We start from the raw sequence: 14,199 nt of genomic DNA, 5'->3' as shown, positions 1-14,199 counted from the left end.
AGCGGCTCCGAGACAGGCAACGCACGACGTCAGGGAAGGTGAGCCGCGCGTTTAAGCCGTCAGTTCGAGGCCAGCGCCTCGGTGACGTATTTCGACGTCACGTATTTCGAGTAGTCCGGCAGCACGGCGTCGACCTTGCCTTGCTCCTTGAGGAAGGCGGACGCGGCCGCGACCGCCTTGACCGTGCCGCCGCCGAGGAATTTGTCCGAGGCCTGCTCTTCAAGCGTCGGGAACACATAACCCTTCAGGAGTTCCGGCACTTCTTCCAGCTTGGCGCCGGTAAGCCTGGCGATCGACGCGGCCTGCGGCGACGACACCGACCAGGCGTCGGGCTTGGCGAGATATTCGGCATAGGCTGATCCCGTCACCTTGACGAAGTCGCGCACGGCTTCCGGATTCTTGTCGGCGAAGTCGGTGCGCACGATCCAGGCGTCGAAGGTCGGCGCGCCCCAGGCGGCGACCTGCGAGGAATCCAGCACCACCTTGCCCGATGTCTTGATCTGGCCCAGCGCCGGATCCCAGACATAGGCGGCATCGATGTCACCGCGCGCGAAGGCGGCGGCGATTTCCGGCGGCCTGAGATTGAGGATCTGAACCGACTTCGGATCGACATTCTCATGCTTGAGCGCGGCAAGCAGGCTGTAATGCGTCGTCGACACGAACGGCACGGCGACCTTCTTGCCGGCGAGGTCGGCGACCTTCTCGATACCGGCGCCGTTGCGGGCGACCAGCGCTTCCGACGGCCCGATCAGGCCGACCACGAAGATGGTCTGGATCGGCAGTTCGCGGCTGGCGGCGGCCGCCAGCGGGCTCGAGCCGACATAGCCGATATCGACCGAGCCGGAGGCGACGGCGGCGATGACATCGGCGCCGGAATCGAACTTGCGCCAGTCGATGCTGGCCTTGGTGGCCTTTTCATAGGCGCCGTCGGCCTGCGGCACCTTGGAGGGCTCGACCACCGTCTGGTAGCCGATGGTGATCTTGAGGTCGTCGGCCATGGCCGGACCGAGGAAGGCGGCGCCGGCAAGGGCCGCCGAAGACAGGAGAAGGATGCGGCGTGAAATGCTGGACATGAAAGGCTCCTTGAAAAAGGGGAAAACCGGATTGCCTGTTCATAGTCAGCTAATTCTATGGTTCTTGTAGAGTTAAATCCTTCCAACGAAGGTGGGTTTGTTGGAAAAAATCTGCCGATGAGAGGGCGCCGAGGCGGAAAGGGCAGCTCCGGCGCCCACCCTGACATCGCGGCACGGCGTCGGGGGGCGAAGTCGGCGGGCTGGGACCGTCACTGTCCACCGAACGGTGGATGACCCGAAATTCTTTTCGTGGTGGTCTGCGTCCACCTCTGTCCCTGATCCGATGGGCACCCATAAATTTCAAATGCTTGGAGAATACGATGACAATTGAGGATGATTGCGAATGCAATACAATTTGCCCGCAATATCAGCACTGTATTTGTATTTATCACCACGACGAAGGATATTGTGACTGCACTTGCGGGCCCCTGCAGATCCTATCCGAGCGCGCCGCAAAGCGGCCGTCGCACAGCATTATAAATATCTGCGTAAAGGGTGCCGAATTGTCGGCCGTGGCGGCGTTCCTGAGCAGGTACAGCGAGGAAGAATTGTTCATCCCGGCCGCGCGCGCGAGGACGAAAATTTCGCTCGAGATCAAAAAGACAACGCTTGCCAGCGTGATCGAGCACATTGGTTTGCGGATCGGACTGCCTGGTTGAAATGAATTCCCGCGACAAGGCCGCTTGAGTTCTTTGCTGGTTGCAACCGGCCCGCGCCGTATGTCTCCCCGCAGCCGGGGTCTGCCCACAGCGCTACGCCACGCCGGCCATGGGCGACGCCAGCGACGCGGCGAGCTGAACCAGCTCGGCCTGTCGCCGCACGCCGGTCTTCTCGAACAGCCGCAGCAAATGCGTCCTGACCGTGCTCCGGCCGATATTGAGGGCATCGGACGTCTCCTCCACCGTGCGGCCCGCCGCGATCTGCTCGAAGACGCGCGCCTCGGCCGGCGTCAGGCCGAACAGCGCCGCGACCAGCGCGGTCGGCGCGACGAAGGGCGTATCCGCGCGTGCGACAAACACCGCCGCCACCACGCTGGCATCGAACGCCCCGCGCCCCGGGCGCAGCGGCAGCACGTGCAAGGCTCCCGCCGAACCATCGCGCCAGCGTATCGGAACCCCCAGCCCCTTGCGGTCGATCGCACTCTCGTCCTGCGCCGCCTGCGACACCGCCACGGCCAACGCGCTGGACACGGCGGCGACCCTGGCGGTAAGAACTCCGTTGCGGATGTTCAGCAACTCGCCCGTGGCGACGATGTCCTGGGCAGCTGGATTGGCATGCACGACATGCAGATCGGCGGTGGTGAGAAGGATCGGCGCCGTCAGCGTGTCGAGCACCGTCTGGAAGGTCGACCGGGCAATCGCCGCCATGTCCAGCAGCCGGTTGATCGTCGCGGCGCGCTGCAGATGCGGGATCAGCAATCGGGCGGCCTCAATCTGCAGATCGCTGATGGGAGCGGCATCGACATGGCGGCTGAAGGACAGCGAGCCTAGACCACGCCCATCCCGCGCGAGCGGCAGCGCCAGGGAATCGATCATGCCTTGCGGTTTGCCGCACTCCACGAAATAGCGGTTCGTCGTGGTGTCGAGGTTGGGATTGACTTGGCTCAACACCGCCGGCCGATCCATCGGCAGCGAGCCTACCACCGCCATCCCACCCCATAGCTCGACGATTTCAGCGCCGTAGCTGGCCATCCGGTCGACATAGGGCTGCGGGATGTTGCTGGTCACGTTGACCAGCACCTCGCCCGACGGCAATGCCTGCAGGCGGATGGCGGCGGTCCCGAAGCCGAGCGCGATGCGCATCTCCTCGATCGCGACGGGCCAGCGCGCGGGATCGATCGCGGCGTCGTAGATCAGCCCGATCAGTTCGGACAACTGAGCCATCGAGAAGGCAGAACGCATCGCCACCATCCTTGCCGCACGGCAACAAAATCCTTGCTGTACCGCAGCAAAATTAAAGCATGATCCGGATCGGGCAAGCCCTTTGATCATCTCCCGACGGGGATGGTCATCCGCCTCCGGGCGCTACCATCGAACTCCGGCCGTCGCTATCCACCGAATGGTGGAAGACGCGGCATTCTCTTTGTGTTCGGTTGCCCCCCGTCGGGTGCTGCGGTCCTGCGCGGAATTCGAGGGCGTCGGTGTTTGCAAGGCGAGTGCTGTTCGGGGACGGCAGCACAGCCGCCAAGTGCGATTGCCTGATCGTCAGCCCAGCCATGGTCGGAGCACCTCCCACCCGGCCCGGCCAGCGTGCGGGACCGACAGCGCCGGCAGGGGACTTGGTGGATTGTCTGGCAATGAAGCGAGGGCTTTGGGCGTGATTGCAGAAACGATTGGATGCGTGAGCGTATTGGAAGACGCCGCTGCCGAGACAATAAGCGAAACAGTCGCGACAAAGTGCCAAGGGCGAAAAGGCAATGGACTAATGTCGGCCGCGAGGGCGGTTTTCGATGGGCTGGCATCCTCCCAAGTGCCCGCCCTCGGGACGGCAGTGATGGTGGCGATCGCGGCCACCGGCTTTGTCGCCTTCACGCCGGGCGCAGCACGCGCGGGAGTCATCTGCTCGGATTTCAATGGTGTGGACGGTGGAGCAGCCTATGCCGGAGGCTCGACCCGCTCCACCGCATGCGGATATTTCGCCAACAGCAATGGCGATTTCTCGACAGCTATGGGCGATAGCGCGGGCGCCATTGCGGACAACAGCGTGGCGCTCGGCTACCTCGCTAACGCGGGCGGTTACTATGACCCCTATGGCAGCCCCACTATCAACTATGAGAATTCGAACACGACAGCCATCGGCGCCGGGGCTCAGGCCGGGGCCCGAGGGGCGGGCGGGTCAAATGCCACCGCCATTGGCGCTTCGGCTAAAGCGCGCGCTTTGAACTCCACCGCGCTGGGCGCGGGTGCGACCGCCCTCCAAGACAACTCCATGGCGATCGGAGCGGGCGTTACGGCGACGCGCGAAAATCAGGTCATGCTTGGCACGGGCAGCAACACCTACACGCTGGCCGGGATCACTTCGCAGGCGAGCACGGCCGCGCAGGCCGGCCCGACCTATCTGGTGACGACAGACGCCGGCGGCAATCTGGCGGCGTCGACATTCGATGTGGCCACGCTTACGAATTTGCCTGCACAGGTCGCCCAGAACGGCATCGCCATCGCCGATCTGAACAGCACGGTGAGCAGCCACACGACGCAGATCACCACCAACACCGCCGAGCTCGCCGACCACGAAAAGCGCATCGCCAACAACACCTCACAGATCAGCACCAACACCCAAGAACTCGCCAATCATGAGACGCGTATCACCAACAACACCAACGAGATCGCGGATCTCGACACCAGGGTGACCACCAACACCGCCAACATCACCCAACTCGACGGCCGCGTCGGCGCTCTCGAGGCCGGCCTCCAGGGCCTGGATGACCAGATCAGCGAAAACCGCACGGAAGCCCGTGCCGGCACCGCGCTGGCTCTGGCCACGGCGGGGCTGCGCTATGACGACAGGCCGGGAAAATTGTCGCTGGCCGGCGGCTTCGGCAACTTCAAGGGCCAGTCGGGCCTGGCGCTCGGTCTCGGCTACAATCCCAGTCTGGATTTCCGGCTCAACGCCGCCTTGTCGGCGACCACCAATCGCGGCGATGTCGGCGTCAGCCTCGGGGCTTCGTGGACGCTGAACTGATCACGAGTGCGAGGGGGCCGCTGGCGGCCGCGTTCCCACAGACGCGGTCGCCAGTATCGCCCGCCGCCGGCTCGATTGCGACCGCGGAGTTCACATGAAGCGCCTCCACTGTTCGGCGACAGGGCCGGTGACCCGGGCCGCCCTGGCAGCCTTGCTGGCGGCCGGCTTGATGGCGGCATCCCCGGGGGTTGCGTGGGCGCAGACGAAAAAGACCGAGAAGGGCGACAAGGTCCGTGTGGCCCATGCCGCCGGGATCGATCGCAACGGCGTGCTGATCCTGATCCGCGGCACGCTTCTGGCGCTCGACCAGGCCAACAAGACCGGCAACTACACGGTGCTGCGCGATCTCGGTTCACCGAATTTCCAGGCCAACAGCGCCGCCCAACTCGGCGACATCTTTGCCAACCAGCGCAAGCAGGCTCTGAATTTCGGCGCGGTCGCGGTGCTGGAACCGCAACTGACCCTGCTGCCGCAGATCGAGCCGAACGGCATGTTGCACATGGCGGGCTTTTTCCCTTCGGTCCCGATGCAGGTCAATTTCGAGCTCCTGTTCGAGCCGGTGAACCGGCAGTGGAAGATCTATGGCGTGTCGGTCAACCTCACCTCGGGAGCACCGCAGGCGCCCGATACGCCCGCCGCCGGACAGCCGAAACCAGACGAGACCGGCCCACCGCCGGACGCGCCTTCGATGGAGGTGCAGCCGAAGAAGCCTATGAAACCCTGACATCCGTCGCGCATCGCGCCGGCACCAGGGCGGTTCCCAAGGGAAAGCGCTCACACTTTCCGTGGAATTGCCCTATGGCAGCAATCCCACGCGCAGGGCGCTTGCCAGCAAGGACAGCGCGAAGACGAACAGACCCGAACTGAAGCCGAGATTGACGTAGCGCAGGCCGCGCGCGCTCAGCCGCTTTCGCAGATGGTTGGTGGCCAGCGTCAGCGTTGTCCACCAGCTTGCCGAACCGATCAGCACGCCGGCCGATACAAGCGCCAGGGTTTGCCAGGACGGCAAGCCCGCCCCCAGGATCCCCGGCGTGAGCGTGAGGAAACCAAGCAGTGTCATCGGGTTGCCCAACGTCCAGATCAGCCCCGTCAGATAGGCCCGGCCCGACGTCATACGGCGCTGCAGGGACGTGTCCAGCGACGGTGTCAGCCGCGCCGCCGTTGCGGCCATGTAGAGCAAGAACATGCCGGCGCAGAGCTGCAGCCATACGTGCCATCCCATCAGCATGTGCGCCACCGCCCCGAGCCCGGCGGCGGCAATAGAGGCATAGACCGAATGTGTGGTCGCCGCGCCATAGCCGGTCGCCAGACCGGGTACGATGCCGCCGGCGATCGTGCGCTGCACGCATAAGAGCCCGGTGGGACCGATGGGCGCGGCGACCGCGAACCCCAGCAAGGCGCCCCGCATCATGTTGAGGAGAAGTTCCGGCGTGCCCGACATGCTGACAGATCTTCCTTTGACCGCACGTCGTCGGGGGAGCCCGGCCAGGCAACAGCCTGGGGCAGATGCCAGCCGTGGCCGGCAACGGTCACCCGTTTTCGTGAGCTGCTTCGACATTCTTCCGGTAGGACGGCCGTTGGCGGGCTGACAAGCCAGTCGTCTTGAATCTCTCCAAGTATTAGCGAAATGTAATGTTCCGTCTCGCGCTATAGAGACGGCGTTCTGTCCCGTGAGTTGAAGACCTGACCGATGTGCCGGCGCATTCACTGGCGGTGGAGAAAATCTAGAATTCTCCTGATGCGCGTCACATGCTTTTGAATTCAGTCCAACCTTAAGCCGACGCACCCAATCACGAAATGGTCGTCGCGGCGTCCACCATTTGGATTAGGCTTGACACCCAGCTTCTATTTTTTTCTACTGACTTGGTCGCGAAGTCGAACGAGGATTGATCCCGTTGAAGCGATATCGGCGCAGCAGCACGCCATGTCCGACCGGGGCCGCCAGCCCATGTTGGTCAGCATGACTGCCCGATCCTATCCGGCGGAGCGCATTTCAGAACTCATAGGCACCATCTACGATTGCGTCCTCGATCCTGGCCGATGGCCATCGGTCGTCGACAACATTCGATTGGGAGCTGAAGTTCTGCTACGCGGTTCTCGGGTGTATCCGCTTCCGGGCGGCGAAGTTACGCTCGGCGTCGCGACAGGCATCGATTCGGTGAGGCTCGGCGAGGTTCCCGCCCATGGCCAGGACCTGGTCGACCTCTGGGGTGGCGACATCAGGGTCAAACAATATCCGCTCGAGGAGCCGTGGCTCAAGGCCACGCGCTATGATGTCGTCTGTCTTCAAGAACTCAAAACCTCGGATGAGAAGTTCGGTTGAGGCGATCGGCGGCGCTGCTTACGGCGAGCTGGCCAGCGGCATTGAGCGAGGCGCTGCGTGAATGTGTGATTTGAGCCGTGAACGACATGGAAAGGGACAGACCTCACCCACGCATCTTGAAGGCAAGATATGAACTTTGACATTAGGGCCAGAGTGTCGCTTCTGATCAACGCTAACCCGCAGGCTGTCTTCGACGCATGGGTTGACCCACCTGCGATGGAGCAATGGCTTTTCAAATCGCCGACTAACATCCTGAGGGCAGTGACCAATCCGCAACCGGGCGGGACATACTCGATCATCGAGCACGACGGGGACAGCGTCATTACGCATGACGGCATATACTCGGTGGTCGACCGCCCTGCCCGCTTAGCATTCAGCTTGGTAGTTCCCCAGCACTTCGAGGGGACGGCGTTCATCGAGATCCTGATTGCGTCCGAGGGTACGCAGTCACGCCTTGATTTCCTGGCCGCCGGAGACGGGCCTGAAGACGCGCAGAACCTTTGGAACCGGATGCTCGCAAATCTCGCCGAGCTGTTGAACCGAAAGTGAGTGGCCAAGGACAGCCACCGCCATTTCTTGGGCTATTAGCAAGTCAACTTTCCGGGGCGGAGCCGAAAGCAGGCGTTCCGTTTTCGGCATGGCTGTTAGGCCGACATTGAGGTTACGCATGCCGCCGACAGCACAGCCAGCCCTCGTCTTTGTGGCTAAAACGACATAGAGCGATCGCATAAAGGGCCGAGGCATAGCGGCGCGTGACCGCGATGCAACATGATGGGCGTCGAGGGCCGTGGCATCGCCCCTGTGAGAGCAGGATTCCCGAATTAGCTGGCTTGGCGCAATTCCGTACCTCGAATGGGGATGGAATTGACAAACCATTTCGCGCCAGCGGGCATAAGTATAGTAATCTTATCGACATAGAGAATCGAGGCGACGATGACGGGCCATGTCGAGCGTATCGCGATTGCCGGCGTCACCGGATCCCGGCGGCCGGCCGGTGCGCGTCTGAATCCCGTTTCTGTGTCGCTGGCGTCACAAGGCGGGCCTAAAATCGCCGCAACGGTTTGAAATTCAAGCAAGATCAACCGCAATTGGCTTGTATATCATGTCACTAGAATTTATGTGTCATGGATGGTTCGGCGCGGCGGGGAGGCACGCCGGGCGTTTCGCAACGGATGGCTTCGCGCCGTCTCATGACAGAGAAACGTTCGCTTCATGCTCACCAAAAAAGGCAAGTACGGCCTCAAGGCCCTCGTGCATCTCGCTGAGATGCCGGCCGGGCAGCTCGCTTTCGTCAACGACATCGCCGTCGCCAACAACATCCCGAAGAAATTTCTCGACGCCATACTGGGTGAGCTGCGCAATGCCGGCTTCGTCCAGAGCCGCAAGGGCAAGGATGGCGGCTACCGCCTGGCGCGACCCGCCGACGAAATCAAGGTCGGCCACGTCGTGCGCGTGCTGGACGGTCCACTGGCCCCGATCCCCTGCGCCAGCCGCACACAATATCAGCGCTGTGAAGACTGCAACGAGGCGACATGCCAAGTCCGACATCTGATGCTGGAAGTCCGGCAGGCGATCGCCGAGGTGCTCGACCAGCGCAGCCTCGCCGAGATGCGCGACATTGCCGACGACCTCCCGGTCGCGCGGGACGACCTGCCGGTGAAGGTCCAGGCCTGAAGCCGGCGCTTCGTACGGGGCTCGCTCGCGCATGACCGGGCCAACCAACTCGATCAATTCCATCATCATCGTCGGCGGCGGCGCCAGCGGCGTTGTGCTGGCCGCGCATCTGCTCAAATCGCCCAATCCGGACCTGCGCGTCACGCTGATCGAAAAGCGCCCGCATTTCGGCCAGGGCATCGCCTATTCGACACTGCTGTCGGCGCATGTGCTCAATGTCGGCGCGGCCGGCATGAGTGCCTATGCCGACGATCCCGGCAATTTCTGGCGCTGGCTGCTGGAGCGCGGGCTGGCGACACCGGAGCAGGCGCCGGTCTACGCGCCGCGCAGCCTCTATGCCCGCTACCTCAAGGAATTGCTCGACGATCTGGAAACGCGCGAGCGCGAGACCGGACGGCTGCGCCTGATCCGCGAGGAGAGCCTGTCGATCTCGCCCACCGCGTCCGGGGTCGAGGTGGCACTCGCCAACGGCACCAGCGTGGTCGCCCATCTTGCCGTGCTCGCCACCGGCCATGACGAACAGCCCGCGCAGGGCCATGCGATCCGGATGGGATCGGAGGCCGACACCGCGCTCGATCCCGACAGCCGGATCGTGGTGCTGGGGACGGGCTTGAGCATGGTCGACGCCTTCCTTTCCCTGGAGCAGCGCGGCCATCGCGGCGACATCATCGCGGTGTCGCGGCGCGGCCTGCTGCCCTCGCCGCACCGCAAGGGCAATCCGATCAAGCTCGACGTCGCCGACATCCCGCTCGGCACCCAGCTTTCCTATTTCGTCGGCTGGTTCCGCGACCTCATCCGCGAGAACCAGAAGGCAGGCGTCGACTGGCGCGACGTCGTCGACGGCCTGCGCCCCTTCAACCAGAAGATCTGGCAGAACTGGCCCGCCTCGGCCAAGCGCCGCTTTGTCGAACACACCAAGGCCTGGTGGGACATCCATCGCCACCGCATGGCACCCGAGGTCTACGCCAGGGTGACGGAGGCGGTGCAATCGGGGCGCATCCGGCCGATCGCCGGGCGCGTCGTCGGCGTCACGCCGGGCGACGGCTTCGCGGTGGAGGTCCAATCGCGCCACACCCAGCGCCTCGAAACATTCGACGCCGCCCGCATCTATGATTGCTCCGGCATCGTGCGCGACATCTCGACCTCGTCGAACAGCGTGGTGCGCTCGCTGGTCGACCGCGGTCTGGCGCGGCCCGATCCGCTGCGCATCGGCCTCGACGTCTCGGCCGATTGCGAGATCATCGCCGTCGACGGCACCGTCTCGCGAAAAATCCTCGCCGTCGGGCCGCTGACGCGCGGCACCTTCTTCGAGATCGACGCCATTCCCGATATCCGCGTCCAGTGCGCCAGGCTGAGCAAGCGGTTGCTGGGATAGAGCAATTCCGGCGGCGATCGTATTTTTGGCCGACCCGTCTTCGGCTCGACCCGAAAGCGGCTTCCGCGATCGCACCATAGTCGGCTGGGTGCAGTCTGGTATTTATTCGGGGCGGCCCTATGTCAGCCGAACAACTTCCGTTCTTAACTATAAGACGGCAGGACTAAAGTCTTGCGTGCCGGTAGGCCTTGGTCTGAGGGGACTTCAAACGTTCCGTACTTGTCCATTGGACGTTCCGTACTTTAGCCAAGTGAGATATACGTGACTTGACGCAGACCCGTTGCAAAGGGGGCGTGATACCAGCGCTTTCGGTGTTGCTGATTTGCTCGGAAACCCGGTTTCGAGCCGGGCCTTCCTTTTTAGCCCCCAACGGCCAATTTCGACCGAATTTCCCTGACGGCGTTTGCGATGGCGTCAGCGGTCGTGAGGTCGAGAGCCATCCAAAAATGCCTTCCGTTGTCCGGATCGAAAGGATGCCTGGAAGGCCCTTCTCATCCTTGCACCCAGGTTGCGATTTGACGCTGGCCTAGGCTGCCAAGGGGGAAAAGAATGGCCGGTGCGGGGATGCTTGGGTTGAAAGCAGGTCGCACCGGCCATTGCGGGTTAGGCTTCGATTTGGGATCGTCCCCCGCATGACCAAGCTATATGTATATTAGCTATAGCTCAACTGAGACTGAAGTCTCTCCCGCAGTCAGCCGGAGGGATAGCCTTCAGCCGCCCAATGCCTCACACACGGCGCGCGCGGTCTCGGCGCCGGAAAAGTTCTGCTGGGCGGTGATCAGGTTGCCGTCGCGCACCGCACATTGCCATGTGCACGTTCGGCTAGCATGATGAAATCGGCGGCTTTAACGAACGAGATGGTTCGTTGGACGGATGAGACGGTGCCGCAGCTTGGGACCGTTGAGGTCGGCGCCCTACGGCGCCCCCCTCTGGCCTGCCGGCCATCTCCCCCTCAAGTGGGGAGATTGGCTGTGGCATCGTCTTCGCCAATCTTCGACTTTGTAAAATGGTGCGGCCCGCGAAGCTGTTGATCTCCCCCCTTGAGGGGGAGATGCCCGGCAGGGCAGAGGGGGGCGCTGTCCCGCCGGCGTCCCGGTCCGGCAGCGTATCGCCTCGCCCTGACGGGCGGCTGGAATTTCATTCCCCGTCTGGCCACCGGATTGGCACGATCTATCTTCTTTCCAACTGCGATCGGCTGGAAAAGACGCTAGGTTGATCCATGGAGGCTCCGACATGAGCGAGCACAGAAAAGCCACGGCCGACACTGCCGCCTCGGACGGCGTGACATCCCGCCTGCGCCCGCCCTATGCGTCGGTGCTCGATCTGATCGGGCAAACGCCGATCGTCGAGCTGACCAAGTTCGATACTGGAAAATGCCGGCTGTTCATCAAGCTCGAAAGCCAGAACCCAGGCGGCTCGATCAAGGACCGCATCGCGCTGTCGATGATCGCGGCGGCGGAGAAGGATGGCAGGCTGAAGCCCGGCGGCACCATCGTCGAGGCGACCGCCGGCAATACCGGCCTTGGCCTCGCCCAGGTCGGCATTCCCAAGGGCTATCGCATCATCCTGGTGGTTCCCGACAAGATGTCGCGTGAAAAAATCCAGCACCTGCGCGCGCTCGGCGCCGAGGTGCGCATGACGCGCTCCGATGTCGGCAAGGGTCATGCCGAATATTACCAGGACATGGCGGAGAAGATCGCCGCCGAACTGCCCGGCGCCTTCTACGCCAACCAGTTCGCCAACCCGGCCAACCCGCTGGCGCATGAGGCGACCACCGGCCCGGAGATTTTCTGGCAGCTCAACAGTGATGTCGACGCGGTGGTGGTCGGCGTCGGCTCGGGCGGCACGCTGACCGGGCTTGGCCGCTTCTTCGCCGGCGTGTCGCCGAAGACGGAGATGGTGCTGGCCGATCCGGTCGGCTCGGTGCTGGCGCCGCTGATCAAGACCGGCAAGATGGAAGAGGCGGGGAGCTGGACGGTCGAAGGCATCGGCGAGGATTTCGTGCCGCCCAATGCCGATTTGTCGTTGGTCAAGAAAGCTTATTCCATCACGGACAAGCAGAGCATGCTGGCGGTGCGCGATCTGCTGTCGCGGGAAGGCATACTGGCCGGTTCTTCCTCCGGCACGCTGCTGTCGGCGGCCCTGCGCTATTGCCGCGAACAGACGGTGCCCAAGCGCGTCGTCACCTTCGTCTGCGACAGCGGCAACAAATATCTGTCCAAAGTGTTCGACGATTTCTGGCTGGCCGAGCAGGGGCTGGCCGAACACGAACAGCATGGCGATCTGCGCGACCTCGTCATGCGCACCCACCGCACCGGCGACACGGTGTTCGTCGGCCCCGACGAAAGCCTGCTCAACGCCTATGGCCGCATGCGCCGCTCCGATGTCTCGCAGCTGCCGGTGCTCGACAATGGCAAGCTGGTCGGCATCGTCGACGAAAGTGACATCCTGGCCCATGTCGACGGTCCCTATGACGGGCGCTGGGAGCGCTTCAACGGCCCGGTGCGCACGGCGATGACCTCCAACCTGCACACGCTGCAGGCCAGCCAGACGCTGGACGCGCTGCTGCCGGTGTTCGACCGCAACGAGGTCGCCATCATCTTCGACGGCGACGAATTCGTCGGCCTGATTACCCGCATCGACCTGATCAACCATCTGAGGCGCGCACGATGACCACATCCGGAAAGAACCGCCTGGCGTTTTCGACGCGCACCATCCATGGCGGCCAGAGCCATGATCCGCTGACCGGGGCGGTGATGGTGCCGATCTATGCCACCTCGACCTATGGCCAGCAGTCGCCCGGCGTGCACAAGGGTTTCGAATATGCCCGCAGCCAGAACCCGACGCGCTTCGCCTTCGAGCGCGCGGTGGCTGACCTGGAAAGCGGCTCGGCGGCTTTCGCTTTCGCTTCCGGCCTGGCGTCGATCGCCACCGTGCTCGAACTGCTCGATTCCGGCGCGCATATCGTCGCCACCGACGACATCTATGGCGGCTCGTTCCGGCTGATGGAGCGGGTGCGCAAGCGTTCGGCCAACCTGCAGGTCTCTTTCGTCGATTTCACCGACCTTGCGGCGGTCGAGGCGGCGATCCGGCCGGAGACAAAAATGCTCTGGGTCGAGACGCCGACCAATCCATTGCTGCGCATCGTCGACCTCGAGGGCGTCGCGGCACTGGCCAGGCGCAAGGGAATCCTGTCGGTCGCCGACAACACGTTCTGCAGCCCCTATATCCAGCGGCCGCTGGAGCTCGGCATCGACATCGTCGTCCACTCGACGACCAAATATCTCAACGGCCATTCCGACATGGTCGGCGGCGTCGCCGTCGTCGGCGACAACAAGGATCTCGCCGACCGGCTGAAATTCCTGCAGAACGCCATCGGCGCCATTTCGGGCCCGTTCGACAGTTTCCTGGCACTGCGCGGCTTGAAAACCCTGGCGCTCAGGATGGAGCGCCATTCCGCCAACGGCCTGAAGATCGCGCAATGGCTGGAAGCGCGAAAAGATGTGCGCCGCGTCATCTATCCCGGCCTCGCCAGCCACCCGCAACATGGCATCGCCGTCCAGCAGATGCATGCCTTCGGCGGCATGATCACGGCCGTGCTCGACCGCGACCTCGCCGGCACCAAACGCTTCCTTGAACGCACACAGCTGTTCACGCTTGCCGAAAGCCTCGGCGGCGTGGAGAGCCTGATCGAACACCCGGCGCTGATGACGCATGGCTCCATTCCCGCCGAGAAGCGGGATGAGATCGGCATATCGGATTCGCTGGTACGGTTGTCGGCGGGGATAGAGGATGGCGATGATCTGATCGCCGATCTGGATCAGGCGCTGGGGGGCTGACACGAGCGCTCTGGGCGGCTTATGCCGATACCTGTCGGTTGTCGGCGCCGCCCCTCACCTGCCTGCCGGCATCCTCTCCCCGTATAGTGACGGGGAGAGGGCGCTTTTGTCCGAACCGGATAGATAGGTAACAGAATGGACCGATAGCATGGGTGACAGTTTTCTTGTCCGCCGGGAGGACCGGCGATGGTTTGGCGAGAAACTGGGATCATGGACGAGCGGCTACGGTTTGTT

General features: G+C 63.3%; 12 protein-coding genes. 9 read left to right on the top strand and 3 right to left on the bottom strand.

The annotated features are described in order from the left end of the window. Positions 1–59: 59 nt before the first annotated feature. Positions 60–1,073, bottom strand: coding sequence for a taurine ABC transporter substrate-binding protein (tauA, locus tag EN861_RS33795; protein ID WP_135867782.1), 1,014 nt, complete (start codon positions 1,071–1,073; stop codon positions 60–62). Positions 1,074–1,393: 320 nt separating this feature from the next. Between tauA and EN861_RS33790 the strand changes: the two genes are divergently transcribed. Beyond that, complete coding sequence (locus EN861_RS33790) at positions 1,394–1,732, top strand: hypothetical protein (protein WP_127280499.1); 339 nt, start codon at positions 1,394–1,396, stop codon at positions 1,730–1,732. A gap of 93 nt (positions 1,733–1,825) precedes the next feature. Here the strand turns inward: EN861_RS33790 and EN861_RS33785 are convergent, their stop codons facing one another. Continuing rightward, positions 1,826–2,947: a helix-turn-helix transcriptional regulator gene (locus EN861_RS33785; RefSeq protein WP_135867781.1), complete on the bottom strand. Its 1,122-nt coding sequence runs from the start codon at positions 2,945–2,947 to the stop codon at positions 1,826–1,828. Positions 2,948–3,566: 619 nt separating this feature from the next. On the opposite strand from EN861_RS33785, the gene EN861_RS33780 reads away from it, so the two are divergent. After that, entirely contained in the window at positions 3,567–4,754 is a 1,188-nt protein-coding gene (locus EN861_RS33780; protein WP_245512172.1) for a YadA-like family protein, read from the top strand. Between the two features lie 94 nt (positions 4,755–4,848). After that, the gene (locus EN861_RS33775; RefSeq protein WP_135867779.1) at positions 4,849–5,478 is read left to right on the top strand and encodes a hypothetical protein; all 630 of its coding nucleotides are present in this window, start codon (positions 4,849–4,851) and stop codon (positions 5,476–5,478) included. A 72-nt stretch (positions 5,479–5,550) separates the two neighbouring features. Here EN861_RS33775 and EN861_RS33770 read toward each other — a convergent pair whose 3' ends face one another. Beyond that, a complete protein-coding gene (locus EN861_RS33770) occupies positions 5,551–6,195 on the bottom strand; it encodes a LysE family transporter (protein ID WP_189343803.1) in 645 nt (214 codons plus the stop codon). A 483-nt stretch (positions 6,196–6,678) separates the two neighbouring features. Between EN861_RS33770 and EN861_RS33765 the strand changes: the two genes are divergently transcribed. The 6 genes from EN861_RS33765 to EN861_RS33725 all read left to right on the top strand — a co-directional run bounded on the left by EN861_RS33765 (position 6,679) and on the right by EN861_RS33725 (position 13,965). Continuing rightward, positions 6,679–7,077 (top strand): hypothetical protein, encoded by a 399-nt coding sequence (locus EN861_RS33765; RefSeq protein ID WP_189343802.1) that lies wholly within the window; start codon positions 6,679–6,681, stop codon positions 7,075–7,077. Positions 7,078–7,206: 129 nt separating this feature from the next. Then, the gene (locus EN861_RS33755; protein ID WP_135867777.1) at positions 7,207–7,626 is read left to right on the top strand and encodes an SRPBCC domain-containing protein; all 420 of its coding nucleotides are present in this window, start codon (positions 7,207–7,209) and stop codon (positions 7,624–7,626) included. A 663-nt stretch (positions 7,627–8,289) separates the two neighbouring features. Continuing rightward, positions 8,290–8,751 (top strand): Rrf2 family transcriptional regulator, encoded by a 462-nt coding sequence (locus EN861_RS33750; protein ID WP_135867776.1) that lies wholly within the window; start codon positions 8,290–8,292, stop codon positions 8,749–8,751. Between the two features lie 31 nt (positions 8,752–8,782). After that, positions 8,783–10,126 carry an FAD/NAD(P)-binding protein gene (locus tag EN861_RS33745; protein ID WP_135867775.1) on the top strand — a complete coding sequence of 448 codons (1,344 nt, stop codon included), beginning with the start codon at positions 8,783–8,785 and terminating at the stop codon, positions 10,124–10,126. 1,233 nt (positions 10,127–11,359) lie between these two features. Next, positions 11,360–12,799, top strand: a complete 1,440-nt coding sequence (locus EN861_RS33730; RefSeq protein ID WP_135867774.1) for a pyridoxal-phosphate dependent enzyme — start codon at positions 11,360–11,362, stop codon at positions 12,797–12,799. Further along, positions 12,796–13,965 carry a PLP-dependent aspartate aminotransferase family protein gene (locus EN861_RS33725; protein ID WP_135867773.1) on the top strand — a complete coding sequence of 390 codons (1,170 nt, stop codon included), beginning with the start codon at positions 12,796–12,798 and terminating at the stop codon, positions 13,963–13,965. The genes EN861_RS33730 and EN861_RS33725 overlap by 4 nt, the downstream gene beginning before the upstream one ends. Positions 13,966–14,199: the final 234 nt, after the last annotated feature.

The sequence above is a fragment of the Mesorhizobium sp. M8A.F.Ca.ET.218.01.1.1 genome (genome assembly GCF_004791165.1).
Lineage (GTDB): Bacteria > Pseudomonadota > Alphaproteobacteria > Rhizobiales > Rhizobiaceae > Mesorhizobium.
This window is presented reverse-complemented; position numbering and strand designations above follow the sequence as displayed.

Bases quoted from the DNA above. Each gene is read 5' to 3' on its own strand.
- tauA (WP_135867782.1), bottom strand. From the start codon at position 1,073: ATGTCCAGCATTTCACGCCGCATCCTTCTCCTGTCTTCGGCGGCCCTT.
- EN861_RS33790 (WP_127280499.1), top strand. From the start codon at position 1,394: ATGACAATTGAGGATGATTGCGAATGCAATACAATTTGCCCGCAATAT.
- EN861_RS33780 (WP_245512172.1), top strand. From the start codon at position 3,567: ATGGTGGCGATCGCGGCCACCGGCTTTGTCGCCTTCACGCCGGGCGCA.
- EN861_RS33775 (WP_135867779.1), top strand. From the start codon at position 4,849: ATGAAGCGCCTCCACTGTTCGGCGACAGGGCCGGTGACCCGGGCCGCC.
- EN861_RS33770 (WP_189343803.1), bottom strand. From the start codon at position 6,195: ATGTCGGGCACGCCGGAACTTCTCCTCAACATGATGCGGGGCGCCTTG.
- EN861_RS33765 (WP_189343802.1), top strand. From the start codon at position 6,679: ATGTCCGACCGGGGCCGCCAGCCCATGTTGGTCAGCATGACTGCCCGA.
- EN861_RS33755 (WP_135867777.1), top strand. From the start codon at position 7,207: ATGAACTTTGACATTAGGGCCAGAGTGTCGCTTCTGATCAACGCTAAC.
- EN861_RS33750 (WP_135867776.1), top strand. From the start codon at position 8,290: ATGCTCACCAAAAAAGGCAAGTACGGCCTCAAGGCCCTCGTGCATCTC.
- EN861_RS33745 (WP_135867775.1), top strand. From the start codon at position 8,783: ATGACCGGGCCAACCAACTCGATCAATTCCATCATCATCGTCGGCGGC.
- EN861_RS33730 (WP_135867774.1), top strand. From the start codon at position 11,360: ATGAGCGAGCACAGAAAAGCCACGGCCGACACTGCCGCCTCGGACGGC.
- EN861_RS33725 (WP_135867773.1), top strand. From the start codon at position 12,796: ATGACCACATCCGGAAAGAACCGCCTGGCGTTTTCGACGCGCACCATC.